This window comes from Mycobacterium sp. 1164966.3, from assembly GCF_001665395.1.
Lineage (GTDB): Bacteria > Actinomycetota > Actinomycetes > Mycobacteriales > Mycobacteriaceae > Mycobacterium.
Map to the genome: position 1 here is coordinate 197,400 of NZ_LZSG01000005.1, position 16,290 is coordinate 213,689.

A 16,290-nucleotide genomic window follows, 5' to 3' on the forward strand; every position below is an offset into this window, starting at 1 on the left:
GCAAAGGTGAACGCATGTCTGATTCGTATTACGAGCTGCTCGCCTGGGACACCGACGATCTCGGGGAGAAGTTCCGCGCCACCGACCTGGCCCGGGGCACCTGGTCGGCGTCGATACAGCACGGCGCACCCGTATCGGCGCTGCTGGTGCGCGCCCTGGAGCGATGCGAACGACGCGAGGACACCAGGCTCAGCCGGGTGGTCATAGACCTGCTGGGGCCGGTGCCGGCCGAGGGTGATCTGTGGGTCCGCCCAACGCTGGAACGCAGCGGCAAGCAGATCGAGCTGGTCACCGCCGAGATGCTGGCCGACGGCCCCGACGGCCGGCCGCGCGCCGTCGCCCGGGCGAGCGGTTGGCGATTGCAGCAGCTGGACACCCAGGCCGTGGCGCACTCGGCAACGCCACCTCCGCGCCCGGTCAGCGAGGCGCACCCACGCAACCTCGCGGCGCGGAAGTGGGACCGCAACTACGTACACAGCCTGGAGTGGCTCTGGCTGACCGAACCGTTGACGCCCGGCCCGGGGGAATCCTGGATCAAGCCGACAGTCGACCTGGTCAAAGGCGAGGCCATGACCCAGGTGGAGCGATTGTTCGCGGTGGCCGACTGCGCCAACGGCATCGGCAGCAAACTGGACATCACCAAGTGGACGTTCATCAACACCGATCTGGCCGCGCATGTGTTCCGGATCCCCGATGGCGACTGGATCGGTATCCGGGCGGAAACCCACTACGGGCCCGACGGCATCGGCACCACGGTCGGCACGCTGTTCGACGAGCGGGGCGCGATCGGCGCCATTCAGCAGTCGGTACTGGTTCGGCCCCGCCCAAGGCGCCCGAGCCGCCCGGAGACGCGGTTAGGGTCTGAACTATGAGCCAGCCGGCCCAGGCGACAGACTTCGGCGAAACCGACACCTCGACTCGCCAACGCATTCTCGCGGCCACCGCCGAGGTACTCGGACGCAGCGGGACCACCAAGCTGAGTCTTTCCGAAGTCGCGGCCCAGGCCGGAGTATCCCGGCCCACCCTCTACCGCTGGTTCGCCTCCAAACAGGAACTGCTGTCGGCGTTTTCACGCTACGAGCGCCATAGCTTCGAAAGCGGCTTGGCCAAGGCGACCGCGGGCTTGAAGGGTGTCGAAAGGCTGGACGCCGCACTGCGATTCATCGTCGAATGGCAGTACTCATACTCCGGGGTCCGGATGGTCGACGTCGAACCCGAGCACGTCATCGGACAGGTCTCGCGGGTGATCCCGGAGATGCGCGAGGGTCTGCAACGGCTGCTGCCCGGGCCCAACGCCGCCGTGAAGGCCGCGACGGTGATCCGGATCGCGATCTCGCACTACATCGTCCGCAGTGACGACGCCGACCAGTTCCTGGCCCAGTTGCGCCACGCCGTCGGCATCAAAAACACGAGCTAGTCCCCGCGAAAGTGCAACCGGCAACGCGTTTCTCGAGTAGCACCGTCGGCAGTTGCACTTTCGCGGCCAACGCGACTAGAACAGCACCGCGGGGTTCAGGTAGCCGGTGGGATCCAACGCGGCCTTGACGGTGCGCATGGCCGCGATGTCGGCGGCCTCCCGCGACATCGACAGGTAAGCCCGCTTGCGGCTCCCGACACCGTGCTCGGAGCTGACGTTGCCACCGCCCGCCGCAGTCAGGTCCATCATCGCCGCGAAGAGTTCTGCTTCGGCGTCGACCGCGCAACGCAACACGTTGAAATGCAGGTTGCCCTCACCAATGTGACCGAACACGACCGGCAGCGCCTCGGGAACCCGTGAGCTGACCAAACCCACTGCATCCCTTACGAACCCGCTGATCGACGACAACGGCAACGACACGTCGAACTTCAACGGTGGCCCATACACGCCGAGCACTTCGGGAACGAATTCGCGCACCCGCCACAAGCGTTGCTGCGCAGCGACATCCACACCGACCGCGGGCTCGGCGCATAGTCGTACGCTTTCGAGCAGGCCGGCCAGACGCTCGGTCTGGTCGTGGTCTGCGGCCAGCTCCACCAGCAACAGCCAGTCGCCCGCCACGGGCGCACCCACCCCGAGATGCTCACCGGTCAAAGCGGCCACCCGGGCGTCGACCATCTCCAGCGCGGCGATGCCGTCCAGGTCCCGGAATGTGCGGCCGGCGTCGACCAGTGCTTCGAGGTCGGCGAACCCGCAGATCGCCGTCACCCGGTGCGACGGCGATGGATGCAACCGCAGGTCCAGCCCGGTGATGACCCCCAGGGTGCCTTCGGCTCCGACGAACAGCGCCGGCAGGTCGTAGCCGGTGTTGTCGCAACGCACCCGGCTGTGGCGGCGCAGCACCGAACCGTCGGGCAAGGCGACGTCCAACCCGACGACCTGCTCGCCCATGTTGCCGTAGCGGACGGTGCGTAACCCGCCGGCGTTGGTCGACGCCATACCCCCGACCGTCGCTGTGTCCCGGGCTCCCAAATCCACGCCGAACAACAGCCCGGCGGTGCTCGCCGCGTGCTGCACCGCCGCCAGGGTGGCTCCGGCACCGGCCTGGATGCGCCGCTCGACGGTATCGACATCACTTACCGCGCAGAGTCTTTCGGTGGACAGCAGCACATCGTCGTGTTCAGGCACGGTACCCGCCACCAATGAGGTTCGGCCGCCCTGGACGGTGACGTATGCGCCCGCGTCGCGGCACACTCGCAGCACCTCGGCGACCTGGTCAGCCGAACCGGGTCGTACCAGGGCACGGGCCCGGCCCCGATAGCGTCCGGTGTGGTCGACGCTGCGAGCGGCCAGCACGTCGGGGTCGGTGACCACGTGGTTCGAGCCCACCGCGGCCGCCAGATCCCGCAGCATGCTCGCGGGAGGCATGGGCCTTTAAAACTGTTTGTGCGGCACGTCGGTGACCAGGCCGCCGTCCATGATGAACTCGCTGCCGGTCGCGTAGGACGCGTCATCGCTGGCAAGAAAGACGACGAACGTCGACACCTCTCTGGAATCGGCGGCGCGGCCGAGTGGAATGGTGACCATGTCCTCCGGTAGGTGGGCCGTCATCGGGGTGCGGATGAAACCCGGGTGCAGCGAGTTCACTCGGATATTCAACGGCGCCAGTTCGAGCGCCGCCGATTTGGTCAGCCCGCGGACTGCCCACTTCGACGCGACATAGGGATGCACCAACGGTGCGCCGCGTAGTCCCTCGATCGACGAGACATTGATGATCGACCCGCCGCCGGCCTCCGTCATGGGGTCGACGGCCACCCGCATGCCGAGGAACGTCCCGGTCAGGTTGACGTCGATCACCTTCTGCCACTTGTCCATGTCGAACTTGCGCAGCTGGCCCAGGGCGACGATTCCGGCGTTGTTGACCAACACATCCAGCTTGCCGAAATCTGCCGTCGCCGTCGCGACCGCCGCTTCCCACTGCTCGAGCTGCGTGACGTCGAGGTGTACATAGCGGGCGGCGTCACCGATTTCATCGGCGAGCGCCTTGCCCTCGTCGTCGAGGATGTCGCCGATCACCACCTTTGCGCCTTCGGCCACCAGCATTCGCGCATGCTGGGCACCCATTCCCCGGGCACCCCCACTGATGAGTGCCACTTTTCCGTCTACTCGGCCCATGAAGTTAGTTCCTTTCGGTTTAGTTGGTCACCAAAGCATTTGGTGTGTACAGGCCTTCACCGGTGACCAGCGGCAGGTCGAGTGTCGTCCTGATACCCGGCGGCGCGGCGATCACCGCCGGGATGGCGTTGACGATGCGCCCGGCAGCGCCGAGGATCGCGGCGTAGTTGTGGTCACCGTTTCGACTGCTCGGCACGATGTCAACGGCGTACGACGGCTCGCCGGTGATCTCGATGCGATACGAGCCGCCGCCGGCGGCCGGTTGCGGCCAGTCGGGTCGCAGGTCGGGACGCAGTCGGGTGATGTGCTCGACGATGATGGCCGGGTGGCCGTCGACCATGCCGCGGATCTCGAACTGCAGCACGGCCTGGGTTCCCTTGGGAACGTGTCCCACCGCGATGTCGAAGTCCTCGGGCGCCGGCTCGCGCTGGTATGACTCGGTGATCTGGTCGACTTCGATACCGAGGCCGGCGGCCAGCTGACGGATCGCGGTGCCCCAGGCGATGCTGAGCACGCCCGGTTGCAGCAGCATCGGCACCTCGTCCAGGGGGCGGGCGAATCCCATGTAGTACATGACTTCTGCGCCGTCGTAGCTGGCGTAGTCGTGGATTTCCATGCAGCGCACCTGCTCGATGCGCCGGCAGGTGCCGGCGAGCGCGAACGGCAACAGGTCGTTGACGAACCCCGGATCGACACCGCTGATGAAGATGCTCGAATTGCCCTGCCTCGCAGCATCTTCCACTCGGGCAATGTACTTGTCGGGCATGACACCCCAGGGGTACTGCAGCAGCCCGGGTGCGGATCCCACGACGTTGCAGCCGGCGGCGAGGATGCGCATCACGTCGTCCATGGCGTCGGGCAGCCGGGTGTCGCCCATGGCGCAGTAGACGACGCAGTCGGGCTTGGCCGTCAGCACATCGTCGAGGTCGGAGACGGCGCTGACACCCGTCTCCACATCGATGCCCGCGAGTGCCCCGGCGTCGCGGCCCACCTTCTCCGGCGTCGACACGCACAACCCCGTCAGCTCGAACTGCGGATTGGTGATCAGCTCGGTCAGTGCCATCCGGCCGACATTTCCGGTGCCGACATGGGCGACGCGGATCGCCATGAGAGTCCCTTTCGTCCCCGGCCTGAACAGCCCCGAAAACTTTCTAGACAGTAGTCCATATTTTTTACGACGCCTTACCGGGCTCTATTTATCATCCCGAGCCGCGGCCGGGCACAATTGGACCCCTGATGGCACAGCGGGAAGATGTCCAGTTCAAATCCGGCGACGACCTGATCAGCGCGTGGCTGTACCGACCCGGCGCGAGCGCGGGCGGCACGCCACTGCTGGTGATGGCGCACGGCCTGGGCGCGGTCCGCACCATGCGCCTGGACGCCTACGCCGAACGGTTCAGCGCGGCCGGCTACGCCTGCCTGGTGTTCGACTACCGGAACTTCGGTGACAGCGAGGGCCGGACGGGTCAACTGCTCGACATCGACATGCAGCTTGCGGACTGGGCCGCGGCTGTTTCCTATGCCCGCACCCTGGCCGGCATCGACCACTCCCGTATCTGCTTGTGGGGCACGTCGTTCGGGGGCGGGCACGTGATCGCGTCGGCAGCCCGGCTACCGGGGGTAGCCGCCGTCGTCGCGCAGTGCCCGTTTACCGACGGCATCGCGTCCATCGGCGCGGTCAATCCGCTGACCGCGGCGCGCATCACGGCGCGGGCGGTGCGCGACCTCGTCGGTGCCCGGCTGGGCAGACCTCCGGTCATGATCCCGACGGCGGGTAAACCGGGCGAGGTGGCGTTGATGACCGCTCCCGACGCGTACGCCGGCTACCTGAGGTTGGTGCCCGACGGCGTGGAATTGCGCAACGAGGTCGCGGCGCGTATCGGCATCAAGATCCTCACCTACCGCCCGGGCCGCAGTGCCAAGAGGATCGGCTGCCCGATCCTGTTCTGCGTCTGCGAGAGCGACTCGGTTGCTCCGGCGGGGCCCACGCTGCGCTACGCCGGCGAGGCTCCGCGGGGCGAGGTGAAGAAGTATCCCGAAGGTCACTTCGCGATCTATGTCGACGCCGCGTTCGAACGAGTCGTCGGCGACCAGATCGCCTTCCTCGACAGGCATTTGCGGCCCGCGAGCCGGTAGCCGGATCGAGTTGGGCGAAACGGCGAACTTCCCGTCGGCACCCTTCTATGCTCTGTCCGTACTTTTGCCCAGGGGAAGGACCACATGTCGTACGTGTTCACCGCCCCGGACATGTTGGCGAATGCGGCTGGGAACGTAGCAGACATCGGTTCGGCGATAAGCACGGCCAGCGCGAACGCGGCGGTCCCGACCACCGCTTTACTGCCGGCGGCCGAGGACGAAGTCTCGGCGGCCATCGCAAAGCTGTTCGGCGCGTACGGCGAGGAATACCAGGCACTCGTCGCGCAGGCTGAGGCGTTCCACGCCCAGTTCACTCAGAACCTGGCCGCCGCGGGCAGCGCCTACACAGAAGCGGAGGCCGGCAACGCGGCGCTGATGGAGGCGGCCTCAAACGCCCAAAGTGCCCCGACGGTCCCAAGTGCCCTCACCTCGCCATTCCAGTCCCTGTTGGGGCCGACGTCGGCCGGCACCGGAGCGTCCGGCGGGATCGTCGCGCTGAAGTCGGTGCCCACGTCCGCAGACCCGCTGGTCGCGTTGATCATGGGCGGCACATTCAACCCGACGCCCGATCCCGGCTACGTGACGAACGTTTTCAACTCGTACATCCAGCCCAGCTTTCCCGGCGCCACGCCGCAGGGCGTGTTCACGCCCGAGCAGTTCTGGCCGGTTTCACCGAACCTCGGAAACCTCACGTTCGGCCAGTCGGTTTCCCAGGGCGTCACCCTGCTGGACAACGCCCTGCAAGGCCCCACCGGAGTGCTCACGCAAGGAAACAGCGCCGTCGTCTTCGGGTACTCGCAGAGCGCCACCATCGCGACCAACGAGATCAGAGCCCTGATGGCAGCGGGCTCGCCGTATCAGGGCCAGCTGTCCTTCGTCATGATCGGCGATCCCAACAACCCCGTCGGCGGCATCCTCGAGCGCTTTCCCGGCTTCTACATCCCGTTCCTGGATGTGCCGTTCAACGGCGCCACCCCGCCGAATTCGCCCTACCCGGCCAGCGTTTACACGATCCAGTACGACGGCGTCGCCAACGCCCCGCAATACCCGCTCAATCCGGTGTCGGACCTCAATGCCGTCATGGGGTATTTCTACCTGCACCACACGTATCCCGATCTGACGGCCGCTCAGGTTGCCAACGCGGTGCAGTTGCCGACCTCGCCCGGCTATACCGGCAGCACCGACTACTACATGTTTCTGACGCAGGATCTGCCGCTGGTGCAGCCGATTCGTTCAATCCCCTTGCTGGGCGACCCCATCGCCGACATCTTCCAGCCGGATCTGCGGGTACTGGTGGACTTGGGCTACGGCGATTACGGGCCGGGCCTCAACTATGCCAACGTTCCGACCCCCGCCAGCTTGCTGTCGATACCCAACCCGTTCACCGTCCTCCCCGACCTCGCCATCGGCGCCGTGCAAGGGCCGCAAGCCGCCCTGGTCGACCTCGGGTTGTTGCCGCAGTCGGCTTTGCCGACCGCCTACCCCTACGTCCCGTCGCTGGATCCGGGCCTGAACTTCTTCCTGGGTCAGCCGAGCGTGACGGGCCTGTCGCTGCTCAGCGGCGCCGCCGGCGACGTGCTGGAACTGATTCCGCCGATCACGTAACCCGGCGTGGCGGTGGCGCTACGGCCCGAGCGGAGAATTCTTCCGAATCGACTCGTCGCGAATGAGCCCTCGCAGTAGCGCCGTGCTGAATTCGGCGGCGATCTCCTTGGCGGTGCGCCGCCCGCTCGGCCGCAGCCACCGGTAGCTGCCCAACGTCATGCCGATGTAGCCCAGCGCCACCACATGCGAGTCGCATTCGTAGAACTCGCCGCTGGCGATCCCGCGGTCGATAAGGCCGTGCACATGCTCGTAGACCTGGGCTTCCTTTTCCCGCACCTCGGCCACCTGTTCGGTGGTGAACCACTCGGTGATGTAGGGCTGCTCCTGGAAATACACGGCCGCCCGTTCGGGATTACTGGCGATCCCGGTGAGCAGCCGGACGGTGTACTGGTAGAGCGCCTCGCGGGCCGACCAGGACGGATCGTCGTGCACAGCGGCCAGGGTGCCCTCCGCGGCCTGCCGGTAGATGTCGAAGAGGATCAGCGACTTGCTGGCGTAGTAGTGGTAAACGGTCGCCTTGTTCAGCCCGATCACGTCGGCCACATCATCCATCCGGGTGCCGTGGTAGCCACGGGCGGCGAACAGCTTGGTGGCAACAGCCAACAGCTCTTCGCGGCGCGTGAGCCCGTTCTCGGATGGCATCTCAACTCTCTTCGTCATTGCCCAGAGTCGCCGGACGCGGGTCCGGTCAAGGAAAGTTACCAATCAACTGGTTGGACAGTCTAAGCAAGGCCCCTACGCCTGTCGCACGGACACGCATGCGACTAGACTTCTGTCACGACTTGGTCGCAAGCGGAAAGGTGGACTGAATGGATCCGAATCCGGACTACGACATGAGCGACGAGATCGAGTACTTCTTCAGGTACCTCACCTGGGGGTTGCGGGGGGTCGAAGACGGCAACGGATACCCGCCACCTGCGTACCCGCCCGTCTAGCCAGCTGCGAGCACCCCGACCGACGCCCGATGGACGTCGGTCGGGTTTTATAAGGCCTTCAGTTCTTCGGCCACCTCGGTCACCGATTTCTTGGCATCTCCGAACAGCATCGTCGTTCCGTCGGCGTAGAACAACGGATTGTCGATGCCGGCGAATCCCGAGTTCATCGACCTTTTGAGCACGATGACTGATTTCGACTTGTCCACGTTGAGGATCGGCATGCCGTAGATCGGGCTGGACGCTTCGTTGCGGGCCGCCGGGTTGGTGACGTCGTTGGCGCCGATGACGATGGTGACGTCGGTGCGGGCGAACTCGTCGTTGATGTCGTCCATGTCCTTCATGGCGTCGTAGTCGACTTCGGCCTCGGCCAGTAGCACGTTCATGTGCCCGGGCATCCGGCCCGCGACGGGGTGAATGGCGTATTTGACCGGCACGCCCTTGTTTTCCAGCAGGCTGGCCAGGTCCTTCACCGCATGCTGGGCCTGCGCGACGGCCAGGCCGTAGCCCGGCACCACGATCACTTGGTTGGCGTAGGCCATCTGAATCGCGGCATCGGCGGCCGAGGTGGACTTGACGTGCTTGTCGCCGCCGCCATCCCCGCTGGGGGCCACGCCGCCTCCGCCGAAACCGCCGGCGACGATCGCGGGAATGGACCGGTTCATGGCCTTGGCCATCAGGTTGGTCAGGATCGAACCCGAGGCGCCGACGATCATGCCCGCCACGATCATCGCGGTGTTGTTCAGCGCGAGTCCCGCCGCAGCGGCCGACAACCCGGTCATCGCGTTGAGCAGCGAGATGACCACCGGCATGTCGGCGCCGCCGATCGGGAGCACCACCATCAGACCCAGCACGCCGGCAGCGGCCAGCAGCCCGATCATCCACCAAAGCGGCGCGCCGCCGGTGCCGGGCTGTGCGTGGACACCGACTACCACCGCGGCCGCGATGGCGGCGGCCAACAGCAGCAGGTTGACCGGCTGCTGCGCCTTGCCCAGGCCGATCGGCCGGCCGGAGATGATCTCCTGCAGCTTGCCGAACGCGATTATCGATCCCCAGAACGAGATCGACCCGATGATCGCGGCGAACAGCGACGCCACCACGATGTGCACGGTCGGCTGCTCGTGGTGCCGGAAGGCCGAAAAACCGTCGGTTTCCATGAATTCCGCAAGCGCGATGAGCGCGACGGTTCCGCCGCCGACGCCGTTGAAGAACGCCACCAGCTGCGGCATGGCGGTCATCTTGGTCCACCGCGCCGGCGGCACACCGAGCACGACGCCGAGCACCAGGCCGGCGATGATCAGCCACTTCTGATCGGTGTGCCGGATCTTGATCAGGGTCGCCGTCACGGCCAGTGCCATGCCCACCGCGGCGATCAAGTTGCCCCGCACCGCCGTCTTGGGCCCGGTCAGGCCCATCAGCCCGTAAATGAACAGCGCGAACGATATGACGTAGAGGCCGATCACCAAGTAGTTCATTTGGCGACCTCGTCAGATTTGGCCGGAACCGGCTTCTTGCCCTTGAACATGCCCAGCATCCGGTCGGTGACGATGAACCCGCCGATGACGTTGAGGGTCCCGAACACCACCGCGACGAACAGGATGATCTGTACGGCCAGCGACGGGTGCTCCACCTCTCCGAACACCACCAGCGCGCCGAGCACGACGATGCCGTGGATGGCGTTGGTCCCCGACATCAGCGGGGTGTGCAGGGTGTTGGGCACTTTGGAGATCACCGCGAACCCGACGAACCCGGACAACACCAGGATGGCCAGGTTGGACAGCAGTTCGTCATACATGCCGTGCATTAGGAGTCCTCTCGGGTCACACACGATTCCGCGAGCACCTCGTCGCCGAAGTCCGGGGCCAGCTTGCCGTCCTTGATCAACAGGTCCAGCAGCGCGGTGATGTTCTTGCTGTAGAGCTCGCTGGCGTGCTCGGGCATCGTCGCGGGCAGGTTCAACGGCGAGGCGATGGTGACGTCGTGCTTGACGACGGTCTGGCCGGGCTCGGTGAGCTCGCAGTTGCCGCCGGTTTCCCCAGCAAGGTCCACCACCACGCTGCCCGGCTTCATGGCTTGCACCGCCGCGGCGGTCACCAGCTTCGGCGCGGGCTTGCCCGGGACCAGCGCCGTCGTGATCACGACGTCGAAGCCGCTGATGGCATCTTCCAAAGCCTTCTGCTGCTGGGCGCGTTCGTCTTCCGTCAGCTCGCGTGCGTACCCGCCCTCGCCGGACGCTTCGATACCCACATCTAGCCATTGCGCTCCCACCGAGCGCACCTGATCGGCCACCTCGGGGCGTACGTCGTAGCCGGTGGTTCGGGCACCCAGCCGTTTGGCCGTCGCCAGCGCCTGCAGGCCGGCGACACCGACCCCGAGCACCAGCACGGTGGCGGGCTTGACCGTTCCCGCGGCCGTGGTCAGCATCGGGAAGAACCGGGTCGATTCAGAGGCCGCGAGCAGCACGGCCTTGTATCCGGCCACGTTGGCCTGCGACGACAATGCGTCCATCACCTGCGCCCGTGAAATCCGCGGGATGGCCTCGAGCGCAAATGCCTGCACACCGGCCTTCTTCAGCGCGCCGATCGAGTTCTCGGCGTCGCGCGGCGCCAGGAAGCCGATCAGCGTCTGGCCGCTGCGCAACTTGCCGACCTCCTCGGCCGTCGGCGGCGCGACCTTGACAACCACATCGGCCGCCCATGCGTCGCCGATGCTGGCGCCGGCCTGCGTGTATAGCTCGTCGGGCAGCAGCGCGCGTTCTCCGGCGCCGGACTCGACTACCACGGCAACACCACTGTTGACCAGCGACGCGACCGCTTTTGGTACCAGCGCTACACGCCGCTCGTCGGGTCCGGACTCGGCGACAACCCCCACCTTCGTCTGCGCATCTGTCATGGCGCGTACATCTTCTTTCGTTACTCCAGCCCCGGTCTGATTGCTCAGCCACCCTACCGGGGGCGCGCGGCTGACCCGTTACCAGAGCGGGATCTCACGGCCGTGCTCCGCTGCCCGGCGGGGCCCGAAGTATCGGCGCTCGGATTCGGCGATCAGCACGTCATTGATGCTGGCTTCTCGGCGTGACATTAATCCGGTGGGCGTGAATTCCCAAAGTTCATTGCCGTAACTGCGGTACCACTGACCGGCGTCGTCGTGGCATTCGTACTGGAAGCGCACGGCAATTCTGTTGCCGGAAAAGCTCCACAGGCTCTTGCGTAATGCATAGTCGAGCTCGCGCTCCCACTTGCGGGTGAGGAAGGCAACTATCTCTGCCCGGCCGACGATGTGTTCGTGGCGGTTTCGCCACTGCGAGTCGAAGGTGTAAGCCAGGCTGACGCGCTCGGGGTCGCGGGTGTTCCAGGCGTCCTCAGCGGCCTGCACCTTCTGGGTGGCGGTGTCGAGCGTGAACGGCGGGAATGGCGGGCGCGCCTCGTCAGTCATTCCCCGAAGTTACGGCGAGCGGACGCAAAAGCCCCTGAAATCAACCATTTTGGGGTGCTCTTGCGTCTGCTCGCGACCCGTTATCGCGGGTGTCCTATCGTGGCCGTTATGGATTTCGCGATGTCGGACAAGGCCAGCGACTACCACAAGCGGTTGTCCGACTTCATGACGGAGCATGTCTTTCCCGCCGAAGCCGACTACGACCGCTACCGCGAAGAGGCCGGACCGAACGACCACACCGTGCCGCCGGTCATCGAAGAGCTGAAGACCAAAGCCAAAGAGCGTGGCCTGTGGAACCTGTTCCTGCCGGCGGAGTCAGGCCTGACCAACCTGGACTATGCGCCGCTGGCCGAGCTCAGCGGCTGGAGCCTCGAGCTCGCGCCCGAAGCGCTCAATTGCGCGGCGCCCGATACCGGCAACATGGAGACCCTGCACCTCTTCGCCACCGAGGAGCAGCGCAAGCAGTGGCTCGAGCCGCTGCTGAACGGCGAGATCCGCAGCGCCTTCTCGATGACCGAGCCCGCGGTGGCCAGCAGCGACGCCCGCAATATCGAGACGTCCATCGTGCGCGACGGCGCCGACTACGTCATCAACGGCCGCAAGTGGTGGACGTCCGGTGCCGCCGACCCGCGCTGCAAGGTCCTGATCGTCATGGGCCGCACCAATCCCGACGCGGCCAGCCACCAACAGCAGTCGATGGTGCTGGTCCCGATAGACACCCCGGGTGTGACGGTCATCCGATCGACGACAGTCTTCGGTTACCAGGACCAGCCCGGGCATTGCGAGATCAGCTATGACAACGTCCGGGTGCCGGTGAGCAACCTGCTCGGCGAAGAAGGCGCCGGGTTCGCGATCGCCCAGGCCCGGCTGGGACCGGGTCGCATCCACCACTGCATGCGCGCGCTCGGTGGCGCCGAACGCGCCCTGGCGCTGATGGTGGACCGCGTCACCAACCGGGTGGCGTTCGGGCGCCCACTTGCCGAACAGGGCGTGATACGAGAGGCAATTGCCAAGTCCCGCAACGAAATCGACCAGGCCAGGCTGCTCTGCCAGAAGGCGGCGTGGACCATCGACCAGCACGGCAACAAGGCTGCCCATCTGCTGGTCTCGCAGATCAAGGCGGTAGCGCCGCGGGTGGCCTGCGACGTCATCGACCGCGCCATCCAGGTCCATGGCGCCGCCGGGGTCAGCGACGACACTCCGCTGGCCCGGATGTACGGCTGGCACCGCGCCATGCGGATCTTCGACGGTCCTGACGAGGTGCACATGCGCTCCATCGCGCGCGCCGAGATCGGCCGGGAGAAGTCGGCATTCGCCGCGGCGGTCACCTGACATGGCCGCAGAACTGTCGGGCGCGTGGAACTTCCGCGACGTCGCGGAAAGCACCGGGGCGCTGCGTCCGGGACGGCTGTTCCGGTCCAGCGAGCTGAGTCGCCTCGACGACGACGGCAGGGCGGCACTGCGCCGCCTGGGCATCACCGACGTCGCCGACCTACGCGCGGCCCGGGAGGTTGCGCGCCGCGGCCCCGGGCGCGTTCCCGACACTGTCGACATCCACCTGTTGCCGCTGCCCGATCTCGGCGACAAGGAGCCGACGGACGAGGAAGCGCCACACGAGCGGGCATTCCAGAAACTGCTGACCGAAAGCCCTGACGACGAACCGCTCGGCGAAGCCGCCGCGCGGCACATGACCAACGAATACCGCGGCTTTCCCACCCGCAACGGCGCCCAACGCGCGGTGCACCGCGTCATCACGCTGCTGGCCGCCGGACGGCCGGTGCTCACGCACTGCTTCGCGGGCAAGGACCGCACCGGCTTCGTGGTTGCGACGGTGCTGGAAGCGATCGGCGTCGACCGGGACGCCATTGCCGCCGACTACCTGCGCAGCAACGACGCGGTACCGCAACTGCGCAGCCAGATCACCGAGATGATCCGGCAACGCTCAGACACCGAATTGACCCCCGAGGTAATCAAGTTCACCGAGGCCCGACTCTCCGACGAGGTCCTTGGGGTCCGCGAGGAGTACCTGCTCGCCGCGCGGGAAGCGATCGATCAGTCCTACGGATCGCTGGACAACTATCTGCGCGACGCAGGCGTCAGCGAAGCCGACATCGACCGGCTTCGCCGCGCCCTGCTCGCCTGAGCTCTACAGCTTGAAGCCGGCCTTCTCGGCCTTCGACAGGTCGGTGATCTCAGCCCAACGCTCGGCGACGTCCGCCACCGACGGCGGCTTGTCGAAGTTGGCGCCCGGGTTCTGGAAGAGGGCCACGCGCTGCACCTTGCCGCCACCCACGACGAAGACGGATCCGTTGTCGTCGGATTCCTCGGTGCACAGGTAGGCGACCACCGGTGCCACGAACTCCGGCGTGAGTTTCTCCAGCGCCTCGGGCGGAAGAATGTCCTCGGTCATCCTGGTGGCCGCGACCGGGGCGAGGGCGTTGGCGTGGATGTTGTATTTGGCCCCCTCCAGCGCCAGCGTGTTGATCAGGCCGACCAGCCCGAGTTTCGCTGCGCCGTAATTGGTTTGACCGAAGTTGCCGAACAACCCGCTGGTGGAGGTGGCCACCACCACCCGGCCGAAACTCTGCTCCCGAAAGTGCGGCCAGGCCGCCCGGATTACGTTGTATCCGCCGTACAGGTGCACCTTGAGCACCGCGTCCCAGTTCTCCGACGTCATCTTGTGGAAGGTGCCGTCGCGCAGGATGCCGGCGTTGCTCACCACACCATGGACCGCACCGAACTCGTCGAGCGCGGTCTTGATGATGTTGGCCGCGCCGTCTTCCTCGGCGACGCTGTCGTAGTTGGCCACCGCCCGGCCACCCGCATCGCGGATCTCGGCGACGACGTGGTCGGCCATGGCCGAACCGGCGCCGGTGCCGTCGCGGGCCCCGCCGAGGTCGTTAACGACGACGCTGGCGCCCTCCCGGGCGAGGGTGAGGGCGTAGTCACGCCCCAGTCCCCCGCCGGCTCCGGTGACGACGACGACACGATCCTGCACTCCGGGCATAAAGATTCCTTCCTGAATGGGGTTCGGAGAACTTGAAAACGACTGCCGGCACCGGCCTCAGAACAACTGGCCGGGCTGCCGTCAGAACAGCCGACGAGCCAGCTTGAGGGCCCGCTCGGTGTACGGCGGGTAGAGCATGCTCGAGAAGTCCGGCCGGGTCGGCTTGGTCAGTACCGACTTGCGGTGGCTGAACTCGTCGAAGCCCCACTTGCCGTGGTAGGCGCCCATGCCCGACGGCCCGACGCCGCCGAACGGCAGCTTGGCCGTCGACACTTGGAACGCAAGGTGGTTGACCAGCATGCCGCCCGCCGACACCTCCTTGATCACCCGTTCCCGGGTTTCCCGTGACTTGGTGAACACGTAGGCCGACAGCGGCTTGGCCCGCGCGTTGATGAAAGCTATTGCCTCGTCCAGGGATTTGACGGTGAGCACCGGCAGGATCGGCCCGAAGATCTCGTTTTTCATCAGCGGGCCCTCCGGGTCGGGGTCGACGACCACGGTCGGCTGGATGCGCAGACTGGACGCGTCGGACTTGCCGCCCACGGCCACTTTGCTTTTCCCGTCTTTCTCGGCTTCCGAGATGTAACTACTGAGGCGGTCGAACTGGCGTTGGTTGACGATGCGCATCCCGCTCGGGTCGTCCTTGGACCGGAACTTGGTGAGGGCGGCGCCGATCTTCTCGACGAGCTCGTCGCGAATGGTCGCGTCGGCCAGCACGTAGTCGGGCGCCACACAGGTCTGCCCGGCGTTCATGATCTTGATCCAGGCGATGCGCTTGGCCGCGACATCGACGTCGGCGTCGGCGGCCACGATCACCGGGCTCTTGCCGCCGAGTTCGAGGGTGACCGGCGTCAAATGCGACGCCGCGCCTTCGTAGACCTTGCGGCCGATCTCGGTGCCGCCGGTGAACATGACGCGGTCCATGCCCTGCGCGATGAGTTCCTGACTCACCATGCCGTCGCCTTCGACCACCGCGATGGCGTCCTTGTCGAGATAGCGAGGCACCAGTTCGGCCATCAGCCGCGACGACGCCGGGGCGATTTCGGAAGGCTTGAGCACGACGGCATTTCCGGCGGCGATCGCCCCGACCGCCGGGCCCAGCGTCAGGTAGAACGGGTAATTCCACGCGCCGATGATCAGTACGGTGCCGTAGGGCTCGTACTCGATCCAACCGCGACCGGGCAGTTGGGGGACTTCGAGCAGCAGGTACTTGCGACGCGTCCACTTGCGCAGCTTCTTGGCGGCGTACTTCGCTTCGGCCACCGTGCCCGCGACGTCGGCGATGAACGCCTCAGCCGCATTGCGGTCCAGGTCTTCGGCGAGTGCCTTGGCGATCGCGTCCTCGTTCTCCTCCATCAACTTCGCCAGCTGCAGCAACTGCTGCTTGCGCCACTCGATGTTGCGGGTGCGCCCGCTGGCGAAAGTCTTTCGGAGCCGAGCAACCGTCGCGGCGATCTCGCTCGTTTCAGGTGAACCGTTTGCGGCGGCAGCCTCGCCCTCGGCTTCCTGGGCCTTCGGTGTAACCGATTCGGTAGTCATCGTCGTCTTCCCTTCTCGGACCTCGCCGGAAGTGCCCGCGCTTG

17 protein-coding genes are annotated in these 16,290 nt (G+C 66.2%); 7 read left to right on the forward strand and 10 right to left on the reverse strand.

Features of this window, described 5'->3' with window-relative positions; genetic code table 11:
• Positions 1-14 precede the first annotated feature (14 nt).
• Both A9W99_RS02885 and A9W99_RS02890 read left to right on the forward strand, forming a co-directional pair.
• Complete coding sequence (locus A9W99_RS02885; RefSeq protein WP_067373055.1) at positions 15-872, forward strand: thioesterase family protein; 858 nt, start codon at positions 15-17, stop codon at positions 870-872.
• Complete coding sequence (locus tag A9W99_RS02890) at positions 869-1,417, forward strand: TetR/AcrR family transcriptional regulator (RefSeq protein WP_067373058.1); 549 nt, start codon at positions 869-871, stop codon at positions 1,415-1,417. The genes A9W99_RS02885 and A9W99_RS02890 overlap by 4 nt, the downstream gene beginning before the upstream one ends.
• A 75-nt stretch (positions 1,418-1,492) precedes the next feature.
• On the opposite strand, the gene A9W99_RS02895 is transcribed toward A9W99_RS02890, so the two are convergent.
• The 3 genes from A9W99_RS02895 to A9W99_RS02905 are packed head-to-tail and all read right to left on the reverse strand — an operon-like array spanning position 1,493 to position 4,700.
• Complete coding sequence (locus A9W99_RS02895; RefSeq protein WP_067373061.1) at positions 1,493-2,830, reverse strand: FAD-binding oxidoreductase; 1,338 nt, start codon at positions 2,828-2,830, stop codon at positions 1,493-1,495.
• A 21-nt stretch (positions 2,831-2,851) separates the two neighbouring features.
• Positions 2,852-3,592, reverse strand: a complete 741-nt coding sequence (locus tag A9W99_RS02900; RefSeq protein WP_067373064.1) for a glucose 1-dehydrogenase — start codon at positions 3,590-3,592, stop codon at positions 2,852-2,854.
• Positions 3,593-3,611: 19 nt separating this feature from the next.
• Positions 3,612-4,700, reverse strand: a complete 1,089-nt coding sequence (locus A9W99_RS02905; RefSeq protein WP_067373067.1) for a diacylglycerol kinase — start codon at positions 4,698-4,700, stop codon at positions 3,612-3,614.
• A 128-nt stretch (positions 4,701-4,828) separates the two neighbouring features.
• Here A9W99_RS02905 and A9W99_RS02910 point away from each other — a divergent pair, with 128 nt between their 5' ends.
• Together A9W99_RS02910 and A9W99_RS02915 are read left to right on the forward strand one after the other, a co-directional pair.
• Positions 4,829-5,728, forward strand: a complete 900-nt coding sequence (locus tag A9W99_RS02910; protein WP_067373070.1) for an alpha/beta hydrolase — start codon at positions 4,829-4,831, stop codon at positions 5,726-5,728.
• 84 nt (positions 5,729-5,812) lie between these two features.
• Complete coding sequence (locus tag A9W99_RS02915) at positions 5,813-7,333, forward strand: PE-PPE domain-containing protein (RefSeq protein ID WP_067373073.1); 1,521 nt, start codon at positions 5,813-5,815, stop codon at positions 7,331-7,333.
• Between the two features lie 18 nt (positions 7,334-7,351).
• Here the strand turns inward: A9W99_RS02915 and A9W99_RS02920 are convergent, their stop codons facing one another.
• Positions 7,352-7,975: a TetR/AcrR family transcriptional regulator gene (locus tag A9W99_RS02920; protein WP_067373076.1), complete on the reverse strand. Its 624-nt coding sequence runs from the start codon at positions 7,973-7,975 to the stop codon at positions 7,352-7,354.
• A gap of 167 nt (positions 7,976-8,142) precedes the next feature.
• On the opposite strand from A9W99_RS02920, the gene A9W99_RS26400 reads away from it, so the two are divergent.
• Entirely contained in the window at positions 8,143-8,268 is a 126-nt protein-coding gene (locus tag A9W99_RS26400; RefSeq protein WP_156622914.1) for a hypothetical protein, read from the forward strand.
• 47 nt (positions 8,269-8,315) lie between these two features.
• Here the strand turns inward: A9W99_RS26400 and A9W99_RS02925 are convergent, their stop codons facing one another.
• The 4 genes from A9W99_RS02925 to A9W99_RS02940 all read right to left on the reverse strand — a co-directional run bounded on the left by A9W99_RS02925 (position 8,316) and on the right by A9W99_RS02940 (position 11,700).
• Positions 8,316-9,740 carry an NAD(P)(+) transhydrogenase (Re/Si-specific) subunit beta gene (locus tag A9W99_RS02925; RefSeq protein WP_067373079.1) on the reverse strand — a complete coding sequence of 475 codons (1,425 nt, stop codon included), beginning with the start codon at positions 9,738-9,740 and terminating at the stop codon, positions 8,316-8,318.
• Positions 9,737-10,060 (reverse strand): NAD(P) transhydrogenase subunit alpha, encoded by a 324-nt coding sequence (locus tag A9W99_RS02930; protein ID WP_067373553.1) that lies wholly within the window; start codon positions 10,058-10,060, stop codon positions 9,737-9,739. The genes A9W99_RS02925 and A9W99_RS02930 overlap by 4 nt, the downstream gene beginning before the upstream one ends.
• 8 nt (positions 10,061-10,068) lie before the next feature.
• On the reverse strand, positions 10,069-11,157 hold the full coding sequence (locus tag A9W99_RS02935) for a Re/Si-specific NAD(P)(+) transhydrogenase subunit alpha (RefSeq protein WP_067373081.1): 1,089 nt from the start codon (positions 11,155-11,157) through the stop codon (positions 10,069-10,071).
• A 78-nt stretch (positions 11,158-11,235) separates the two neighbouring features.
• Positions 11,236-11,700 carry a nuclear transport factor 2 family protein gene (locus A9W99_RS02940; protein WP_067373084.1) on the reverse strand — a complete coding sequence of 155 codons (465 nt, stop codon included), beginning with the start codon at positions 11,698-11,700 and terminating at the stop codon, positions 11,236-11,238.
• Positions 11,701-11,820: 120 nt separating this feature from the next.
• Between A9W99_RS02940 and A9W99_RS02945 the strand changes: the two genes are divergently transcribed.
• Positions 11,821-13,032 carry an acyl-CoA dehydrogenase family protein gene (locus A9W99_RS02945; RefSeq protein WP_172828799.1) on the forward strand — a complete coding sequence of 404 codons (1,212 nt, stop codon included), beginning with the start codon at positions 11,821-11,823 and terminating at the stop codon, positions 13,030-13,032.
• 1 nt (position 13,033) lies between these two features.
• Positions 13,034-13,843 (forward strand): tyrosine-protein phosphatase, encoded by an 810-nt coding sequence (locus tag A9W99_RS02950; RefSeq protein ID WP_067373089.1) that lies wholly within the window; start codon positions 13,034-13,036, stop codon positions 13,841-13,843.
• A gap of 3 nt (positions 13,844-13,846) precedes the next feature.
• Here A9W99_RS02950 and A9W99_RS02955 read toward each other — a convergent pair whose 3' ends face one another.
• Both A9W99_RS02955 and A9W99_RS02960 read right to left on the reverse strand, forming a co-directional pair.
• A complete protein-coding gene (locus tag A9W99_RS02955; protein WP_067373092.1) occupies positions 13,847-14,707 on the reverse strand; it encodes an SDR family NAD(P)-dependent oxidoreductase in 861 nt (286 codons plus the stop codon).
• Between the two features lie 81 nt (positions 14,708-14,788).
• On the reverse strand, positions 14,789-16,246 hold the full coding sequence (locus A9W99_RS02960) for an aldehyde dehydrogenase family protein (protein ID WP_067373095.1): 1,458 nt from the start codon (positions 16,244-16,246) through the stop codon (positions 14,789-14,791).
• Positions 16,247-16,290 lie beyond the last annotated feature (44 nt).